The sequence below is a fragment of the Actinomadura oligospora ATCC 43269 genome (genome assembly GCF_000518265.1).
Lineage (GTDB): Bacteria > Actinomycetota > Actinomycetes > Streptosporangiales > Streptosporangiaceae > Spirillospora > Spirillospora oligospora.
In genome coordinates this window covers 1,087,223-1,105,313 of the sequence record NZ_KI912410.1, presented here as the reverse complement: position 1 = coordinate 1,105,313, position 18,091 = coordinate 1,087,223, and the positions used below count along the sequence as shown (strand labels likewise).

The following is an 18,091-nucleotide window of genomic DNA, read 5'->3' as shown; positions in this document are numbered from 1 at the left end:
TGGGGCGTGTCGGCGGACGGTCCGGCGACGGGCGCCGGGTGCCGTCGTTCCGCTCGGGCGGGTCAGCCCAGCTCGGGGAAGAAGAGCTTGATCTCGCGGTCGGCGGAGTAGGTGGAGTCGGAGCCGTGCACGATGTTCTCGCCGATCTCCAGGGCGAAGTCGCCGCGGATGGTGCCGGGCGTGGCCGAGACCGGGTCGGTGGCGCCGGCCAGGGCGCGGAACGCCTCGATGGAGCGCGGGCCCTCGACGACCAGCGCGACCAGCGGGCCGCCGGTGATGAAGTCGACCAGGTCGCCGAAGAACGGCTTCTCGCGGTGCTCCTCGTAGTGCGACTCGGCGGTCTCACGGGCGAGGGTCTTGAGCTCCAGCGCCACGAGCTTCAGGCCCTTGCGCTCGATCCGCGAGATGACCTCGCCCACCACGCCGCGGCGGACACCGTCGGGCTTGACCAGGACAAGAGTGCGCTCGGACACGGAGATTCTCCTCAGGAAAAACGGGATCGTGGGTGGCGCGGACCGCGCCGGGCGTAACGCCAGTGCTTACTGTACCGAGGCGCCCGCTCTGCTCCGGTTGGCGCCGGGCCTCGCGCGCCCGCGGGTGGCGGCGCGTCCGGCGGCGGCGAGCAGGACGGTGAGCACGGCGGCGGCGGCGAGCCAGGCGCGGTAGCCGCCGGTCAGCGCGACGAGCTGGGCCGCGGCACTGGTCGGCGCGGGCTGGAGCCATCCGGCCTGGAGCGACAGGACCACGAGCTGGCCGACGAGGATGGCGGGGAAGCACAGCGACAGCCCGAACAGCGCGCCCGCGACGCCCGCCTCGCGCAGGGACATGGCGAGCGCGAGACCGGCACCCGCGCCGAGCGCGATCATCGAGGCGGTCGCCACGGCCGGGATGTGCGCGGCGTCCGGAAGGTGCGCGGCGGCCACGAACAGCGACGGCAGCGTCGCGAGGACGAGCAACGCGTGTGCCGCGAGCACCGCCACGCGCGCGGTGTGCCTCGGCAGCCACGCGGCGAGCAGGGCCCCGGCCAGCGCGGACGCCGCCCCCATGGCGAACGGCAGGTACGTGGTGGGGGACGTGCCGTCCCCGTTGCGGGCGGCGACCGCGGTGATCCCGGCGAGGGGCGCGGCGACCGGGTAGGCGAGCAGCCCGGTCGTGACCATGACGACGGCCGCGCCGAGCGGGCTGCCCGCCGTGGCGTCCCGGCTGCCGACGAGGGCGAGCCCGGCCAGGCCGAGCAGCGCCAGCCCGGCGAGCGCGAGCCGTCCGCCCGGGGACCAGCCGTAGGTGGTGACGACCGCGATGAACGCGAACCCCGCCGCCGGGGCCAGCGGCAGGACGAGCTGCCCGCGCTCGGTGTGCCTGGACGCGGGCAGCCGTCCTCGGCGTCCGCGCACGAGCAGGCAGAACGGCAGGACGCACGCCACGGCGGCGGCGCACCACGGGAACGGCGCGAGCGCGTCGCGCCAGTCGGTGACGTGCCCGGGAGCGGGGACGCCGTCCGGCAGCGGGACGCGGGCGAGCGCGAGCGGCATCGCGCCGACCAGGGACGCGACGAGCACCCCCGACCAGAGCGCGGAGGCGAGCCGTCCGCCGCGCTCCCAGGCGAGGACGAGGGTCCCGGGCAGCATCAGCCCGGCGCCCATCCCCTGCGCCGCGCGCACCGCCCCGACCAGCGGGACCGAGTCGGCGCGTCCGACCCCGAGCAGCCCCGCCAGCAGCAGCGCGACGCCCGCCAGCAGCACCGGCCGGGCCCCGAACCGCCGCGCCGCGACCGCCCCGACCGGCACCGCGCCCAGCAGCACCGGGACGCTCATCCCGGTGGCGCGCAGGAACGCCGCATACCCGCCGGGCCCGAGCCCGAGCGAACGCCCGGCCTGCTCGATCACGTTGGCGGAGGTGTCCGGCAGCACCAGCACCGCCGCGGGCACGGCCACGACGATCACGGCGAGGACCGCCAGCGTCGCCGCCGCCTCCCGCGCCCCCGCCGTCCTCGTCTTGGAGGTGCGCGCCGACGCGACCAGCCGTCCGAGTTCCTCGCTGGGAGGCTTGGCGGCCAACGCCGCCTGCCCCAGCAGGGACTCCGCCAGCGAGGGCGCGGCGGGCTCCGGCACCTTCACCCACACCCGCTCGCCACGCAACATCGCGGCGGCGTCCGAATCGTCCTCCGGTACGGCGCCACCGGGCACTGCGCCCGGCTCCGGGCCGTCCACCTGCCGAACCTCACGGCCAGGCAGCTTCTCGGCCTCCGGGCCGTGGACGTGCGGGAACTCGCGCGGAGACGTGGCCGGGTTCGCCGCGTTCGACTCGACGGCCGCGTCCCGGGGCGGGTGGACGGGCTCCGGCGCATCCGCCTGCCAGGGGTCACGACTGCGCGGCGCGTCGGCGGGTGCGTGGTCGGCCTGCGGGAGCGGGGTGGGTTGCGGCGCGCCGGTGTACCGGGACTCGCCAAGGGGCGGCAGGACGCCCGACGGGCCGCTGAACTGCGGAAGCTCATCCAGCGGCGGCGCGGGATTCGGGTTGAACGGCGGCGGGAGTTCGTCGGCCGGGCGGGTGTGGGGGTTCTGATGGAAGAACTCGCCCTGAGGCGGGGTGGCGGGACCCGGGACGTCCGCGTGCCAGGGCTCACGGCCGGGAGGCGCGTCGGCGGCCGAGCGGCCTGCCTGCGAAGGCGCGGCGGGTTCCGGCGCGCTGAGCGGCCACACGTCCCTGTCCAGCGCACTGACCTGCGGGAACTCGTCCGGCAGGGGCGCGGGATCCGGGTTGAACGGCGGCTGGGGCTCGCCCTGCGAGGGAGCGGAAGGGCTCGGACGGCGAGCTTCGGGCTGCGGCGGAGCGCCGGGCGTCGGAACGTCCGCCTGCCGGTTCTCAGCCCAAGGCGGGGCGGCAGATTCCGGAACATCCGCGTGCCGGTGCTCGCCCCAGGCCGAGGCGGCGGAATCCGGCACATCCGTACGCCGATGGTCAGCCCAGGGCGAGGCGGCAGGATCCGGAACGGCCGAACGCCGGTGGTCATCCCAGGGCGGGGCAGCGGAATCCGGGACATCCGCATGCCGATGGCCGTCCCAAGGCGAGGCGGCGGCTTCCGGGACATGCGCGTGCCGATGGCCGTCCCAGGAAGAGGCGGCGGGTTCCGGGGCATCCGCGTGCCGGGGGTCGGCGGGCGGCGGGGCGGTGGGGATCGGCGCGTCCCCGTGGGGCGGCGCGGTGCGGGTCGGCGGGTGGCCGGAAGGGAGGTCCGAGGGCGGGCCGTCGGCGGGGACGGGCGCAGGGATGTCGGACTCGGGGTGCTCGGTGGGCCGGAGGAGGTTCGGCGTGAGGATCACCGTGGGGCCGTCCGGGCGGACGGGCGTGTCGGCTTCGACGTGCTCGGCCCGGGGCGGCGTCGGGGGTACCGAGCCGTCCGGGTGCGGGACCTGGTCGCGCGGGACGTCCGGCTGCGCGATGCCGGACGGGAGGATCACCGTCGGGCCGTCGGGACGGACGGAGCCGTCGGCCGTGTCCGGGCCGGGGTCGGCGGGGTTCGGGGACGGGCGGCTTGGCTGTTCGCTCGAGGAGGACACGGCCTTGCTCCTACGGAAAGGCCGCCCGCCAGATCATGATGTCCAGAATGTTCGCTATTTCGGAATGGCGAATTATGGCGGGCGGAATTCGGCTGCCTTCCCCGGGAATTTAGCGCGCCTGAGCCTTTTCCGCCTGGCGTCCCAGCCAAAAAGCCGTTCCCCAGAGAGCGCCGAACAGCACTCCGAGGACGAACATCATCGGGGCCATGAAGCCGGTCAGGAGCACCAGCACCTGCAGGACGGTGCCGACCGCGAAGCCCCACGGACGGCCCATGACGCCGCAGGCCAGCAGGCACAGCACCGCCAGGGTGCCGCCCACCCAGCCCGCGACCGAGCCGTCGACCTTCTGCACCGAGATCGCGACCGGGATCGCCAGCCCGATGACGACGGCCTCACAGGCGAGGACCGCCGAGTACAGACGCCGTTCCGGGTTCATCGGCCCTCTCCCACCCGCAGCAGGGTGCGGGCCTCACCCGCGGTGGTGACCGAGCCGGTGATCAGCACGCCCGCGCCCCGGTACTCGCCGGTCTCCTCGGCGAGGCCGATGGCGCGGTCGATCGCGTCGTCGAGCCGGTCGACGACGTGCACCCGCTCGGGGCCGAACGTGCCCTCGGCGACCTCGCCGAGTTCCTCCGCGGACAGCGAGCGCGGTGAGGAGTTCCGGGTCACGACCAGCTCGGCGACGACGGGCTCGAGCTGGTCGAGCACGCCCGCGATGTCCTTGTCGGCGGCGATCGCGAGGACGCCGACGAGCCGGGTGAAACCGAACGACTCGGTGATCGTGTTGACCGTCGCCTCCATGCCGACCGGGTTGTGCGAGGAGTCGATCAGCACGGTCGGGCCGGTGCGGGCGACCTCCAGGCGGCCCGGCGAGCCGGACTTGGCGAACCCGCTGCGCACGAGCGCCGGGTCGAGCTGGCCCTCGCCGCCGCCGGTGTAGTCCTCGCCCGCCGCGATGCGGGTGGCGGCCTCGAGGTTGTGCTCGCCGCGGGTCGGAGCGCCGGAGGCGAACGCCTCGACCGCCGCGAGCGCGGTCGCCGCGTTGCTGGCCTGGTGCTCGCCGAACAGCGGCAGGAAGATCTCGTCGTACTCGCCGTGCAGCCCGCGCACGGTGATCATCTGGCCGCCGAACGCCACGTCCCGGTGGACGACGCCGTACTCGATGCCTTCGCGCGCCGCGAGCGAACCGGCCTCGCCGATCCTGCGCAGCAGCACCTCGGCGGCCGGGAGCGGCTGCTGCTCCATGACCACGATCTGGCCGGGCTTGATGATCCCGGCCTTCTCGGCCGCGATCTCCTCGACGGTGTCGCCCAGGTAGGCGGTGTGGTCGAGGCCGATCGGGGTGATCACGGCGACGACCCCGTCGGCGAGGTTGGTGGCGTCCCAGGAGCCGCCCATGCCGACCTCGACGACCGCGACGTCGACCGGCGCGTCGGCGAAGGCCGCGAACGCCATCGCCGTCAGGACCTCGAAGAACGACAGCTTCGCGTCGTTCTTGGCGTCGATGAGGTCGACGTAGGGCCTGACGTCCTCGTAGACCTCGACGAACCGGTCCTCGGAGATCGGCTCGCCGTCGATCGCGATGCGCTCGCGCAGGGTGGTCAGCTCGGGGCTGGTGTACAGGCCCGTGCGCAGGCCGCGCTCGCGCAGCAGCGCCTCGATCAGCCGCGCGGTGCTCGACTTGCCGTTGGTGCCCGCCACGTGGATCACCGGGTAGGAGCGCTGCGGCTCGCCCAGCACGTCCACCAGGTCACGGACCCGGTCGAGGGTCGGGTCGATGTCCCACTCGACCCCCCGGCTCATGATCGCGCCGATCGTGTCGCGGTAGTCCGACGACCCCGTCACCTGACTCACGTCCTGTTTTCCTGCCTGTTCAGCGGTGCGTTTCTGCCGACACAGGAAGCCTACTCGCGCCCTGCCACAGGGCCGTCCACACCCGGCACTCCTGTGGATATCCTCCGACGAATGGCCGTTGATCAGGTGTTCTTCCGCGAGTGGGAGGCCCGGCGTCCGGGTTCGGGGCGTTCCGTCGCACGGGCGCGCGAGCTGGCGGAGGCGCTGGGGCTCCTGCCGGTCGGCGTCCCGGTGCTGGCCGTGGTCGGTTCCAAGGGCAAGGGGACGGCCGCGACGTACGCCTCCGCGACCCTTGCGGCGGCGGGGCTGCGGGTGGTTTCGGTGATGAGCCCTGGGCACCGCTCGAACCGGGACCGGATCCGGGTGGACGGACGTGCCGTCTCCCCCGAGGAGTTCGCCGCCCTGGCCTCACGCCTGTCCGAGGCGATGGACGGGCTTCCAGAGGCGTCCGAGGGCTATCTCTCCCCCGCCGGGCTGTTCACGTTGGCCGGGCTCGTGCACGCGCGCGAGGTGGGGGCGGACGTGGTGGTCCTGGAAGCGGGGATGGGCGGCGGCTCGGACGAGATCAGCCTCTTCCCGGCGTCGGTCGTCGCGGTGACGCCGATCTTCGCGGAGCACGTGGGTGTGCTGGGCGACACCGTCACGGAGATCGCCGCCGAGAAGGCCGCGGTGATCGTCCCGGAGACGCGCGCGGTGGTCTCGACGCCGCAGTCGGCCGAGGTCGGGGCCATGCTGGACGCCACAGGTGAGATTCAGGTGGCTGTGGACAGCCCCTGGGACGACGTGCTCCCACCAGGGTTCTCCCGCGCGAACGCCCGGACCGGCGTGCTGGCGGCCCTGCACCTGGCCGAGGCCCTGGGACGGCCTCCTGCGGACGCGCGGGTGCGCGAGGTCCTGAGCACGGTCGTTCTGCCTGGACGGCTCTCCGCGCACGGGCGGGACGGCGTCGAGGTGCTCATCGACTCGGCGATCAATCGGGCCGGGGTCGCCGCGGCGCTGGACGCCGCGCGGGCACGCTGGGACGGCGAGATCGATCACGTCCTGCTCTGCCTGCCCGACCACAAGGACCTGGACGGCGCGATCGCCGAGCTGGACGGCCTGCCGGTCACGTTCGTCCGGCTCCCTCACGCCCATCTGCGGTTCTCCCGCCCGCTGCCGTCCTCCTGGGACGTCCTCGACGCCGCTGAGCTGTCCATGGACGGCCTGGCGGGCCTGGGGCCACACCTGCTGACCCTGGGGACCGTCTACTTCGCCGGTCTCGTCCTGGACGTCCTGGACGCCGACGTCGAGCGGCTCTTCAACGGCCCCTGACCGGCTCGTCGACCGGCGCTCTGGCTAGCGCTCAAGGTCGGCGCGCAGGCGCGTGGCGAGCTTCGCAAGGTCGGTCGTGTTCTGCGCGGGAAGGTTCGACGCGACGAACCCGTACGAGTCGGACGTCGCCCAGGCGCAGTACGGATGCACCGCCGACAGCACGGCGAACGTCCCGCACACGCCCCGCCCGACGTGCTGGAAGGACAGGACGGTGTTCGGCTTCGCCCTGTCGAGGAAGGCGATCGGGTCGCCGATCGAGGCCGTCCCGCCGACGAACAGGACGTTGCTCGCGGCCCCCGAGTAGACCGCCGACGTCTGGCGCGTCCGCGACAGGCTCCCACGCCGCACGGCCTCGACGATGAACGGGTAGGCGACGCTCGCCTCCGGGTCGGACGCGTTCCGGCGCAGGCCGCCCGCCTCGGGCCGCAGCGTGATCCGCTTCTCGGGACCTCCGTCGTCGCCGCCCAGCAGGAGCGTCCCGCCCGCCACGGCGATGGCGACCGCGAAGAGGCCGCCCACCGCGCCGACCACCACGATCCGCCGCCACGGACGGCGGCGGGGTGCCCCGCCGTCTCGCGCGGGCGCGCGAGACGCGGGTTCGTGCTCGACGAGCACCGGCGTCGGAGCGGTGGATCGGGGACCGTCCGCCTTGTGCGGCGCGCCCTCCCGGGACGGGACGGACGACGGCGGCGGCTGAGCCTCCACCGCGTCGGCATTCAGCCACCAGGGCGGCGAATCGCCCCAGCGGGACGGAGGGACCGGCGAATCGGGCATCGCTCTCCTGCACTCGGAAGGACGGCAGGATCGTATCCGCACCGGGACCTCGGCACGCCGGGAAACGGACCAGATCAGCGCAAGTAGAGCCCGTACTCCACCAGCTCGGGCACCAGCCGCGGCGGCAGGTCGCAGACGACCGCGAGGTCCTCGCCGGAGCTGAACCCGCCGGTCTCCTCGCGCAGTTCCACGACCCTCTCCGCCTGCTCCGGCGTCAGCCCGAACCGGGTCAGCTCCAGAGCGGGGACGGCGTTCACGTCGATCAGGCCGCCGTCGTCGTAGGGGCGCTGCGCGGGCGCCAGGTCGGTGCGTCCGATCCGCAGCTCGCGGGCCATCAGCGGGTTGTCGGAGGCGAGCGCGCGGGCCTCCCGGCGGCGCTGCGCCCGCGCGTTCATGTGCTGGACGGCCGCGCGGTTGGCCTGGTCGGCGCTGATCGGCTGCTGCCAGGGCTGCGGCGGCGTGGGCGGCAGCGGCGGACGCCGGTTGCCCGCGACGACCGCGTGCACGATCCACACGGGGATCCAGAGCCCGCACGTCACCACGGTCAGGATCAGGTGCAGCGCGTGCGCGGTGTTGTCCAGCCCGGCGGGCGGACGCGGCGGAGGCGGGGCCTCGTGCGGACGCGGCGGCCTCGGCGGCCTCGGCGGCGCAGGGTGCGCGGGCGGCACCGGTGGCGTCGGCGGGACATGCACGTTGACGTTCACGATCGGCGGCTGCTGCTGCGACGTGGACGGCGCGTCCTTCGGCGGCGCGGCGGGCCGCTCGGGCTCGACCGGCGCGGACGGTGGCATCACGACCTCGGCCGAAACCGACGGCACGACCGCCGCGGGCGGCCCTGAAGGCCCTGGCTGAGCCGGAGCGGGCGCCGGACGCGCGGGTTCCGCAGGCACGGGAAGCGCGGGGTCGTCCACCGCAGGAGGCTGGGGAACGGCCGGAACCGAGAACTCGGGGGCGGTCTCCGGCGCCTTGGGACGCAGTGGCGTGGGATCGGGAGACTGCGACGGCGGCACGGACATCACTCCCCCTGCACTGACCCGGACCTGACCCGGACGACACCGACAGTTTACGAAAGCCCACCCCCTTCGAGTGATCCGAGGTCGATTCCGTTCCCGAAACGACGTCGCCACCCCCTCCCGGAACGACGTCGCCCCCGCCCCGGAACCCGGGACGGGGGCGAGCGCCGAAGCGGTGCGTCAGGCGGCGGGCAGGGCCGCGAGCTGGGCCTCCAGCCGCGCGATGTCGGCCTCGGCCTGCGCGAGACGGCCGCGGTTCTTCGCGACGACGGCGTCGGGGGCCTTGGCCATGAACGCCTCGTTCGCCAGCTTCTTCGAGGTCTGCTCGACCTCCTTGCGGGCGGCGGCCAGGTCCTTCTCCAGCCGCTTGCGCTCGGCCGCGACGTCGATCGTGCCCGCCGTGTCGAGCCGGACGACCACACCCTCGACGGGCAGCGACGCCGTGGCGGAGAAGCCGTCCTCGGGCGGGGTGAGGCGGAGCAGCGCCCGGACGCCCTCCTCGTGGCCGCGCAGCGGCGAGTCGCTCCACTCGAGCGCGGCGGCGACCTTCTGGCCGGGCTTCAGGCCCTGGTCGGCGCGGAACCGGCGGACCTCGGTGACCAGCCGCTGCAGCGACTCGACGGTGAGCTCGGCGGCCTTGTCCTCGCGCGCCGGGTCGGCGGCGGGCCAGGCGGCGCGGATGATCGTCTCCTCGCCGGTCAGGGACGTCCACAGCTCCTCGGTGACGAACGGGATCACCGGGTGCAGCAGGCGGAGCAGCTTGTCGAGCACCTCGCCGAGGACCCGCTGGGTCGCCCCGGCCCGCTCGTCGGCCAGCTGGACCTTCGCGAGCTCCACGTACCAGTCGCAGACCTCGTCCCACGCGAAGTGGTACAGCGTCTCGCACGCCTTGGCGAAGTCGAAGGACTCCAGGTGGCCGTCCACGTCGGCGACGACCTGCTGGAGCCGGGACAGGATCCAGGCGTCCACGGTCGAGACCTCGGCGGGCAGCCCGCCCCGCACGTGCGCGCCGTTGATCATCGCGAACCGGGTGGCGTTCCAGAGCTTGTTGCAGAAGTTGCGCGAGCCCTGCGCCCAGTCCTCGGCGACCGGGACGTCGCCGCCGGGGTTGGCGCCGCGCAGCAGCGTGAAGCGCGTGGCGTCCGCGCCGTACCGGTCGATCCAGTCGAGCGGGTCGACGACGTTGCCGAACGACTTCGACATCTTCTTGCCGTGCTGGTCGCGGACCATGCCGTGCAGCGCGATCGTGTGGAACGGCTGGACGCCGTCCATCGCGTAGAGGCCGAACATCATCATCCGGGCGACCCAGAAGAACAGGATGTCGTACCCCGTGACCAGCACGGACGTCGGGTAGAACCGCTTGAGGTCGGCGGCGTCCGCATCGGGCCAGCCGAGCGTCGAGAACGGCCACAGCGCCGAGGAGAACCAGGTGTCGAGGACGTCGGTGTCCTGCGTCCAGCCGGCGAGGGGCTCATCGTCCGGGCCGGGGCAGACGGTCTCGCCGTCCGGGCCGTACCAGACCGGGATGCGGTGCCCCCACCACAGCTGGCGGCTGATGCACCAGTCGTGCATGTTGTCGACCCACTCGAAGTAGCGGGGCGCCATCTCCGGCGGGTGGATCGCGACGCGGCCGTCGCGGACGGCGTCGCCCGCGGCCTTCGCCAGCGGCTCGACCTTGACGAACCACTGCAGCGACACGCGCGGCTCGACGACCGTGGAGCAGCGCTGGCAGTGCCCGACCGCGTGCTCGTAGGGACGGACCTCCTTGACGATCCGTCCGTCCTCGCGCAGCGCGGCGACGACGGCGGGACGCGCCTCGAACCGGTCCATGCCCTGGAACGGGCCGTGCGCGGTGATCACGCCGCGCTCGTCCATGACCGACAGGGTCGGCAGGTCGTGGCGGCGGCCGATCTCGAAGTCGTTCGGGTCGTGCGCCGGGGTGACCTTGACGCAGCCGGTGCCGAACCCGGGGTCGACGTGCTCGTCGGCGACGACCGGGATGCGGCGGCCGGTCAGCGGCAGCTCCACGGTCGTCCCGACCAGGTGCCGGTACCGCTCGTCGTCCGGGTGGACGGCCACGGCGGTGTCGCCGAGCATCGTCTCGGCGCGGGTGGTCGCGACGACGATCTCGTCGGAGTAGCGGATCGAGACCAGCTCGCCCTCGCGGTCGTAGTGCTCGACCTCGATGTCGGACAGGGCGGTGAGGCAGCGCGGGCACCAGTTGATGATGCGCTCGGCGCGGTAGATCAGGCCGTCGTCGAACAGCCGCTTGAAGATCGTCCGGACGGCGCGGGCGCGCGGCTCGTCCATGGTGAACGCCTCGCGCGTCCAGTCGACCGAGTCGCCGAGGCGGCGCATCTGGCCGAGGATCCGGCCGCCGGACTCGCCCTTCCACTGCCAGACCCGCTCGACGAACGCCTCGCGGCCGAGGTCGTGCCGGGACAGGCCCTCCTTGGCGAGCTCGCGCTCGACCACGTTCTGGGTCGCGATGCCCGCGTGGTCCATGCCGGGGATCCAGGCGACCTCGTGGCCCTGCATGCGGCGGCGGCGGACCAGCGTGTCCTGGATCGAATGGTCCAGGGCGTGGCCCATGTGGAGGGAGCCGGTCACGTTCGGCGGCGGGATGACGATCGAGTAGGCGGGAGCCGCGGGGTTGCGGGCCGGGTCCGCCGTGAAGTAGCCCGCCGATACCCAGCGCTCGTAGAGCCTGCCCTCGACGTTCGCCGGTTGGTACTGGGTGGGCAGATCGACGTCGGCGGCCGGGTTCTCGCCGCGCTCGTTGCCGGGATCGTTGCTGGGCTGAGTCACGGCCCCTGATTCTACGGGTCGCCGACACGTATAACGTGCGGGGTCAAGAGAGATCAAGGATCTAGGAGAGAACGTGAGCGGCTGGAACCCTCCGCCCCAGTCGCCGGGAGGCAATCCCGGCGGTTACCCGCCCGCCCCCGGCGGGGCCCCCAACCCCTACGGCCAGCCAGGTTACGGCCAGCAGCCCGGATACGGCCAGCAGGCGCCCCCCGCCCCGCAGGGCCCGCCGCCCGCCCAGCCGGGATGGGCCCAGCAGGACCAGCCCGGCTGGGGCCAGCCGCCCGGCGGCTTCGCCCCGCCGCAGCCCGGGTTCGGCCCGCCCGGGGTCCCGCCGCGCAAGTCCAAGGCCGGGCTCGTCATCGGCCTGGTCGGCGGCGGCCTCGTCCTGGTGATCATCGCGGTGGTCGCGGTCGTCGCGCTCAGCGGCGCCGGGGGCGACAAGTACTCCATCAGCACGCCCGCCAGCGTGGCCGGGCGCAGCCGCGACGCGTCCATGGAGTCGCAGCTCGCGACCAAGATGGACAACCTCAAGACGCAGATGCGGACGATGACCCACGGCAAGGTCACCGATGTCAGCTCGGCGTTCTACAAGGACTCGGGCAGCAGCGGCGGGCTCACCGGCAGTACCGGCGTGATCTTCTTCGGCGGCACCGGCCCGATCGGGAGCCCGGACACGTTCATGAAGGGCATCCGGTCGTCCGCCAGCACCAGCGGCACCACCGTGGAGGACGTCGAGCCCGGGTCGCACGGCGGCAAGGCGGGCTGCTTCCAGCTCCACTCGGCCGGGATCACCATCACCGAGTGCGCCTGGGCGACCAGCAGCAGCTTCGGCGCGATCGTCCCGACCAAGCCGGGATCCTCGATCAGCGACACCGCCGCCCTGATGCGGACCTTCCGGGACGCGGTGGAGCAGAAGAAGTAGCCGTCACGGGTACCATCCCCCTACCCGCGCGGCGACGGCCGCCGTCGCACGGGTAGGGGGACGCGGCCTCCGGAGGACGAGCCCATGGACACCGCAACCGGCGCCGCGACCGGCAACGGACCGATCCGGGTGCTGATCAGCGACGACCACCCCGTGTTCCGGCAGGGCCTGCGCGGCCTCCTCCAGGCGCTCGGCGTCGAGGTCGTCGGCGAGGCCGAGAGCGGCCCGGACGCGGTCCGGCTGGCCGCCGAGCTGCGGCCGGACGTGGTCGTCATGGACCTGCACATGCCCGGCGGGAACGGCCTGGAGGCCACCCGCACGATCACCCGCACCACCCCCCGCACCGGTGTCCTGGTCCTCACCATGTTCCAGGACGACGACTCGGTGTTCGCCGCGATGCGCGCTGGCGCCCGCGGCTACCTGCTCAAGGAGTCCGGCGCCGAGGAGATCGCGCGCGCCGTCCGCGCCGTCGCCGCGGGCGAGGCCATCTACGGCCCGGAGATCGCCCGGCGCGTCCTCACCTACTTCGCGGGCATGCCACACCCCCGGCAGAACGCGTTCCCCCAGCTCACCGAGCGGGAACGCGAGGTGCTGGAGCTCATCGCGCAGGGCCGCGGCAACGCCGACATCGCGTCCGCGCTGTTCCTGTCCACCAAGACCGTCCGCAACCACGTGTCCAACATCTTCATGAAACTGCAGGTGGCGGACCGCGCCCAGGCCATCGTCATGGCGCGGGAGGCCGGTCTCGGCGAGTCCGGCAAGGGCTGAAACCCCCGCGTTCCCGGCACTGAGCGCGCCGCACGGGGCTGAGCGCGCCGCACGGGGCCGGGGCTGACACGTTCCCGGGCACGCGAAAGGCCCGCCACGGAGGTGGCGGGCCTTCCCGAGGTGCTAGGCGCTCTTCTCGCGGGGTTCGCGCTTGTTGCGTTCGCGCGGGACGAGCGTCGGGTTGACGTGCTCGAGGACGGCCTCGCGGGTGATGACGACGCGGGCCACGTCCTGCCGGGACGGGACCTCGTACATCACCGAGAGGAGGACCTCCTCCATGATCGCGCGGAGGCCGCGGGCGCCGGTGCCGCGCAGGATGGCCTGGTCGGCGATGGCCTCGAGGGCGTCGTCGGTGAACTCCAGGTCGACCCCGTCCAGCTCGAAGAGCCGGTGGTACTGGCGGACCAGCGCGTTCTTCGGCACCGTGAGGATGTTGATCAGGGCCTCGCGGTCCAGGTTGTGGACGCTGGTGATCACCGGTAGGCGGCCGATGAACTCGGGGATCATCCCGAACTTCAGCAGGTCCTCCGGCATGACGTCGCCGAGCACGGCGGCCGAGGTGTCGAAGTCGGACTTGGAGCGGATCACCGCGCCGAAGCCCATGCCCTGCTTGCCGACCCGGGACTCGACGATCTTCTCGAGCCCGGCGAACGCGCCGCCGCAGATGAACAGCACGTTCGTGGTGTCGATCTGGATGAACTCCTGGTGCGGGTGCTTGCGGCCGCCCTGCGGCGGGACGCTCGCGGTGGTGCCCTCCAGGATCTTCAGCAGCGCCTGCTGGACGCCCTCGCCCGAGACGTCGCGGGTGATCGACGGGTTCTCGCTCTTGCGGGCGATCTTGTCGACCTCGTCGATGTAGATGATCCCGGTCTCGGCCTTCTTGACGTCGTAGTCGGCCGCCTGGATCAGTTTCAGCAGGATGTTCTCGACATCCTCGCCGACGTAACCGGCCTCCGTCAGCGCCGTGGCGTCCGCGATCGCGAACGGGACGTTGAGGAGTTTGGCGAGCGTCTGCGCGAGCAGCGTCTTGCCCGATCCGGTGGGGCCGAGGAGCAGGATGTTCGACTTCCCCAGCTCGACACCGTCGCCCGAGCCCGTGTCACCGGACTGGATCCGCTTGTAGTGGTTGTAGACGGCGACCGAGAGGGCCTTCTTGGCCGTCTCCTGCCCGATCACGTAGGAGTCGAGGAACTCGTAGATCTCCCGCGGCTTGGGCAGGCTGTCCCACTTGAGATCGGAGGTCTCGGAGAGCTCCTCCTCGATGATCTCGTTGCAGAGATCGATGCACTCGTCGCAGATGTACACGCCCGGACCCGCGATGAGCTTCTTGACCTGCTTCTGGCTCTTCCCGCAGAACGAGCACTTGAGCAGGTCACCACCGTCGCCGATGCGTGCCACCCAACTGTCTCCTTTTCGTGGGGCCGCGGCCTGTTCGGCCATCCGCTGCGGCTGGGTCTGGTCCCGGAGGCTCCAGGCGTTGGATTCGACGTTACCGCCTCGCGGTGGGTTGTTAAGCCCCCCGCCCGCTACCGTCGCCGGGCGGGGGCCCAACGCGCCCTCCCAGAGGGGACGCCGTCAGCGCCGTATCAGGACGACACTACCTCGGCTTTGCGCTTCCTGCTGACGAAGACATCGTCGATCAGGCCGTAGTCCTTGGCCTCCTGGGCCGTGAGGATCTTGTCCCGCTCGATGTCCCGGCGGACCTCCTCCAGGTCCCGCCCGGAATGCTTGGCCAGGATGTCCTCGAGCTGCTCGCGGATCCGCATGATCTCGCGGGCCTGGATCTCGATGTCGGACGACTGGCCGTAGCTGCCCTCGGTCGCCGGCTGGTGGATCAGGATCCGCGAGTTCGGCAGCGCCGCGCGCTTGCCGGGGGTGCCCGCGGCGAGCAGCACGGCCGCGGCCGAGGCCGCCTGGCCGATGCAGACCGTCTGGATGTCCGGCTTGACGAACTGCATCGTGTCGTAGATCGCCGTCATGGCGGTGAAGGAACCGCCCGGCGAGTTGATGTAGATGCTGATGTCGCGGTCCGGGTCGATCGACTCCAGCGTGATGAGCTGCGCCATCACGTCGTTCGCCGAGGCGTCGTCGATCTGCACGCCGAGGAAGATGATCCGCTCCTCGAAGAGCTTGTTGTACGGGTTCATCTCCTTGACCCCGTACGTGGTGCGCTCGACGAAGGACGGGATGATGTAACGGTTGTCCACCGGCATCACCGCGCCGGATCCGCCCGCCTGGATCTGGGGCCGGTACAGTTCGCTCACTTGCTCTGCCTCCGCTTCGGGATGAATTCGTCAGCTGACCGTGCCCTCGGAGGGCACCTGGTTGGCGCTGAGCACCACGTGGTCGACGAAGCCGTAGTCCTTGGCCGCCTCGGCGGTGAACCAGCGGTCCCGGTCGGAGTCGCGCTCGATCTGCTCCAGCGGCTGGCCGGTGTGGACGGCGATCTTCTCGGCGAGCGTCTTCTTGACGTACAGCATCTGCTCGGCCTGGATCTTGATGTCGGACGCCGTGCCGCCGATGCCGCCGGACGGCTGGTGCATCATGATCCGGGCGTGGGGCAGGGCGTACCGCTTGCCCGGGGTGCCCGCGCAGAGCAGGAACTGCCCCATCGACGCCGCCAGGCCCATTCCGACCGTGACGATGTCGTTCGGGACGTACTGCATGATGTCGTAGATCGCCATGCCGGCCGTCACCGAGCCGCCGGGCGAGTTGATGTAGAGCGTGATGTCGCGGCGGCCGTCCTCGGCCGAGAGCAGGAGCAGCTCGGCGCAGATGCGGTTGGCGATGTCGTCGTCCACCTGCTGGCCGAGGAAGACGATCCGCTCGCGCAGCAGCCGCTGGAAGAGCTGGTCGCCCAGGGGCAGCAGCGGCGCCTCGGCCACCCGCGCCTGGATCCGGGACGACTCGTCGAAAGTCGGAGGCATGCTCACCGGGTGTTCCTCCGGTCCTTTAATCGGTTCGGATGATTGGACATTAACGCGCCCGCGACCCCGGTTAAGCCCGAGGGCCCTGCTTTTCGCCAGGGGCGTACCGATGGCGAGAACCGGCCCCCGTCGCGTAGGAGGCGGCGTGGGGCCCCGCGTGGGCGCCGCGGGACGAACGGGCTGGAACGCCGAGCGCCCCGCAACCCTGGTGGGGGTTGCGGGGCGCTCGGCGTGTCAGGACCTCGTCAGAACCTCGTCGGAGGCGCCGGCGAGGCGGCTCGGAGGGCGCGTCAGGCGTCCTTCTTGCCTTCCTCGGCCTCGGCGGCGGCCTCGGCCTCGGCGTTGGCCTCCTGGGCCTCCTCGCGGTCGGCCTCGGCGGCGGCGTCCGCGTCGGCGGCGACGTCGGCGATCTCCTGGGCCTCCTCGGCCACGTCCTCGCCGGCCTCGACGGTGTCGCCGTTCAGCTCGCGCTGGATGGCCTCGACGTCGAGGGTCTCACCGGACTCGGTCTTCAGCACGATGTGCTCGACGATCAGGTTGAGGGCCTTGCTGCGCAGGACCTCGGAGACGATCGCCGGGAGCTGGTTGTTCTCGGTGAGGTACTGGGCGAGCTGCTGGGGCGCGACGCCCATCTGCATCGCCTGGGTGACGACGTACTCGCTGAGTTCCTCGTTCTCGACGCCCAGTTCCTCCTGGACGGCGAGCTGGTCGAGGACGAAGCCGCCCTTGACCGCGAGCGCCGAGGCGTCCCTGACCTCCTGGTCGAAGTCCTCCTCGGACTTCTCCTCGTCCTTGAGGTAGTCGGCCTTGGTCATGCCCGCCATCTGCAGCTGCTGCTCGAGCTGCTGGTAGCGGCGGTCGATCTCCTGCTGGACGACGGCGTCGGGCAGCGGGATCTCGACCTTCTCCAGCAGGGCCTCGAGCGCCTTGTCGCGGGCGTCGGACAGCTGCTGCATGCGGACCTGGCGGCCGAGCCGGGTGCGGACGTCCTCGCGGAGCTCGTCGATGGTGTCGAACTCGGAGGCGAGCTGCGCGAACTCGTCGTCGGCCTCGGGCAGGTCCTTGACCTTGACCGACTGGACGGTGACGGTGATCTCGGCGTCCTCGCCGGCCTTCTCGCCGCCGACCAGCTTGGAGGAGAAGGTCTTGGACTCGCCGGCGGACAGGCCGGTGACGGCCTCGTCCAGGCCCTCGATGGCGCCCTCGCTGCCGACCTCGTAGGAGAAGCCGGTGGTGGCCGCGTCCTCGACCGACTCGCCCTCGGTCTCGGCGGAGATGTCGATGGTGGCGAAGTCGCCCTTCTCGGCGGCGCGCTCGACCGTGGTCAGCGAGGCGAAGCGCTCACGGAGGGTGTCGAGGGTCTCGGCGACCTTCTCGTCGGTCACCTCGGCGTCCTCGACGACGACCTCGAGGCCGTCGTAGTCCGGCACGTCGAACTTCGGCCGGATGTCGACCTCGGCGGTGAAGGCGAACTTCTCGTTGTCGTCGAGCTCGGTGACCTCGACGTCCGGCTGGCCGAGGACGAAGATCTCCTTCTCCTCGACGGCGCGGCCGTAGAGCTCGGGCAGGGCGTCGTTGACGGCCTCCTGGAGGACCGCGCCACGCCCCACGTACTGGTCGATCAGGCGGGCGGGGACCTTGCCGGGCCGGAAGCCCTTGATCCGCACCTGACGCGAGATCTCCTGGTACGCCTTGTCGAGGTTCGGCTTGAGCTCGTCGAACGGAACCTCGACGGTGAGCTTGACCCGGGTGGGGGTCAGCTCCTCGACATCGGTCTTCACTGGGGTAGGTCTCCTTGATCGGGCACTGTCTCGGCCGCGGCGTTCGACGCGCTTGCTCAGCCTCTGTCAGTCTCTCTGGCTCGCGAACAGGGCGGGCACGCCGAAAAAACGGCTCCGCGCCCATGCGCGCCAAGTCTATGGGGTAACCGGGGGAACTGCGGACATCGGCGGGTCCTTCGGGACCCTGCGGTCCCCGGCGTCCGGTCAACCCCCCGGACGTTACCAGGTGCGACTCGGTGGCATCCGCGCGTCTCCAGGTCGCCGCACGCCCTTCCCCGCCCGCCTGCCGGTTCCTCCCGCCGGTCGTGCCGGGCGGGTTCGGTCCGCGGCACCACGGGCACGGAATTCTGTCCCCGGCTTTCCCGCCCCCGCC

14 protein-coding genes are annotated in these 18,091 nt (G+C 72.1%); 3 read left to right on the top strand and 11 right to left on the bottom strand.

Annotation, left to right across the window (positions count from 1 at the left end; genetic code table 11):
- Window positions 1–62: 62 nt before the first annotated feature.
- The 4 genes from ndk to P696_RS0136830 form a co-directional block, all read right to left on the bottom strand.
- On the bottom strand, window positions 63–473 hold the full coding sequence (gene ndk, locus P696_RS0136845; RefSeq protein WP_026416239.1) for a nucleoside-diphosphate kinase: 411 nt from the start codon (window positions 471–473) through the stop codon (window positions 63–65).
- Window positions 474–539: 66 nt separating this feature from the next.
- A complete protein-coding gene (locus tag P696_RS0136840; protein ID WP_026416238.1) occupies window positions 540–3,560 on the bottom strand; it encodes a hypothetical protein in 3,021 nt (1,006 codons plus the stop codon).
- A gap of 109 nt (window positions 3,561–3,669) precedes the next feature.
- Window positions 3,670–3,996 carry a DUF4233 domain-containing protein gene (locus tag P696_RS0136835; RefSeq protein WP_026416237.1) on the bottom strand — a complete coding sequence of 109 codons (327 nt, stop codon included), beginning with the start codon at window positions 3,994–3,996 and terminating at the stop codon, window positions 3,670–3,672.
- Complete coding sequence (locus P696_RS0136830; RefSeq protein ID WP_051468706.1) at window positions 3,993–5,363, bottom strand: bifunctional folylpolyglutamate synthase/dihydrofolate synthase; 1,371 nt, start codon at window positions 5,361–5,363, stop codon at window positions 3,993–3,995. Before P696_RS0136830 ends, P696_RS0136835 begins: the two co-directional genes overlap by 4 nt.
- Window positions 5,364–5,525: 162 nt before the next feature.
- Between P696_RS0136830 and P696_RS0136825 the strand changes: the two genes are divergently transcribed.
- Window positions 5,526–6,725 carry a folylpolyglutamate synthase/dihydrofolate synthase family protein gene (locus P696_RS0136825; protein WP_026416235.1) on the top strand — a complete coding sequence of 400 codons (1,200 nt, stop codon included), beginning with the start codon at window positions 5,526–5,528 and terminating at the stop codon, window positions 6,723–6,725.
- 24 nt (window positions 6,726–6,749) lie between these two features.
- On the opposite strand, the gene P696_RS0136820 is transcribed toward P696_RS0136825, so the two are convergent.
- From P696_RS0136820 to P696_RS0136800, 3 genes are all read right to left on the bottom strand, one after another.
- Window positions 6,750–7,499, bottom strand: a complete 750-nt coding sequence (locus tag P696_RS0136820; RefSeq protein ID WP_026416234.1) for a hypothetical protein — start codon at window positions 7,497–7,499, stop codon at window positions 6,750–6,752.
- A gap of 74 nt (window positions 7,500–7,573) precedes the next feature.
- Window positions 7,574–8,290, bottom strand: coding sequence for a ComEA family DNA-binding protein (locus tag P696_RS58955; RefSeq protein WP_157430125.1), 717 nt, complete (start codon window positions 8,288–8,290; stop codon window positions 7,574–7,576).
- A 402-nt stretch (window positions 8,291–8,692) separates the two neighbouring features.
- Window positions 8,693–11,320: a valine--tRNA ligase gene (locus P696_RS0136800; RefSeq protein ID WP_026416233.1), complete on the bottom strand. Its 2,628-nt coding sequence runs from the start codon at window positions 11,318–11,320 to the stop codon at window positions 8,693–8,695.
- Between the two features lie 73 nt (window positions 11,321–11,393).
- On the opposite strand from P696_RS0136800, the gene P696_RS53345 reads away from it, so the two are divergent.
- Both P696_RS53345 and P696_RS0136790 read left to right on the top strand, forming a co-directional pair.
- Window positions 11,394–12,242: a hypothetical protein gene (locus tag P696_RS53345; RefSeq protein ID WP_026416232.1), complete on the top strand. Its 849-nt coding sequence runs from the start codon at window positions 11,394–11,396 to the stop codon at window positions 12,240–12,242.
- 84 nt (window positions 12,243–12,326) lie between these two features.
- A complete protein-coding gene (locus P696_RS0136790) occupies window positions 12,327–13,010 on the top strand; it encodes a response regulator (protein ID WP_051468601.1) in 684 nt (227 codons plus the stop codon).
- A gap of 123 nt (window positions 13,011–13,133) precedes the next feature.
- On the opposite strand, the gene clpX is transcribed toward P696_RS0136790, so the two are convergent.
- The 4 genes from clpX to tig form a co-directional block, all read right to left on the bottom strand.
- The gene (clpX, locus tag P696_RS0136785; RefSeq protein WP_026416230.1) at window positions 13,134–14,408 is read right to left on the bottom strand and encodes an ATP-dependent Clp protease ATP-binding subunit ClpX; all 1,275 of its coding nucleotides are present in this window, start codon (window positions 14,406–14,408) and stop codon (window positions 13,134–13,136) included.
- A gap of 188 nt (window positions 14,409–14,596) precedes the next feature.
- Complete coding sequence (locus P696_RS0136780; RefSeq protein WP_034488467.1) at window positions 14,597–15,274, bottom strand: ATP-dependent Clp protease proteolytic subunit; 678 nt, start codon at window positions 15,272–15,274, stop codon at window positions 14,597–14,599.
- A 30-nt stretch (window positions 15,275–15,304) separates the two neighbouring features.
- Entirely contained in the window at window positions 15,305–15,937 is a 633-nt protein-coding gene (locus P696_RS0136775) for a ClpP family protease (RefSeq protein ID WP_034488956.1), read from the bottom strand.
- A gap of 290 nt (window positions 15,938–16,227) precedes the next feature.
- Window positions 16,228–17,718 carry a trigger factor gene (gene tig / locus P696_RS0136770; RefSeq protein WP_026416227.1) on the bottom strand — a complete coding sequence of 497 codons (1,491 nt, stop codon included), beginning with the start codon at window positions 17,716–17,718 and terminating at the stop codon, window positions 16,228–16,230.
- Window positions 17,719–18,091 lie beyond the last annotated feature (373 nt).

Excerpts from the sequence above, each read along its gene's own strand:
- P696_RS0136835 (WP_026416237.1), bottom strand. The coding sequence starts at position 3,996 with ATGAACCCGGAACGGCGTCTGTACTCGGCGGTCCTCGCCTGTGAGGCC.
- P696_RS0136830 (WP_051468706.1), bottom strand. The coding sequence starts at position 5,363 with ATGAGCCGGGGGGTCGAGTGGGACATCGACCCGACCCTCGACCGGGTC.
- P696_RS58955 (WP_157430125.1), bottom strand. The coding sequence starts at position 8,290 with ATGCCACCGTCCGCGCCGGTCGAGCCCGAGCGGCCCGCCGCGCCGCCG.
- P696_RS0136775 (WP_034488956.1), bottom strand. The coding sequence starts at position 15,937 with ATGCCTCCGACTTTCGACGAGTCGTCCCGGATCCAGGCGCGGGTGGCC.
- P696_RS0136820 (WP_026416234.1), bottom strand. The coding sequence starts at position 7,499 with ATGCCCGATTCGCCGGTCCCTCCGTCCCGCTGGGGCGATTCGCCGCCC.
- P696_RS0136790 (WP_051468601.1), top strand. The coding sequence starts at position 12,327 with ATGGACACCGCAACCGGCGCCGCGACCGGCAACGGACCGATCCGGGTG.
- P696_RS0136825 (WP_026416235.1), top strand. The coding sequence starts at position 5,526 with ATGGCCGTTGATCAGGTGTTCTTCCGCGAGTGGGAGGCCCGGCGTCCG.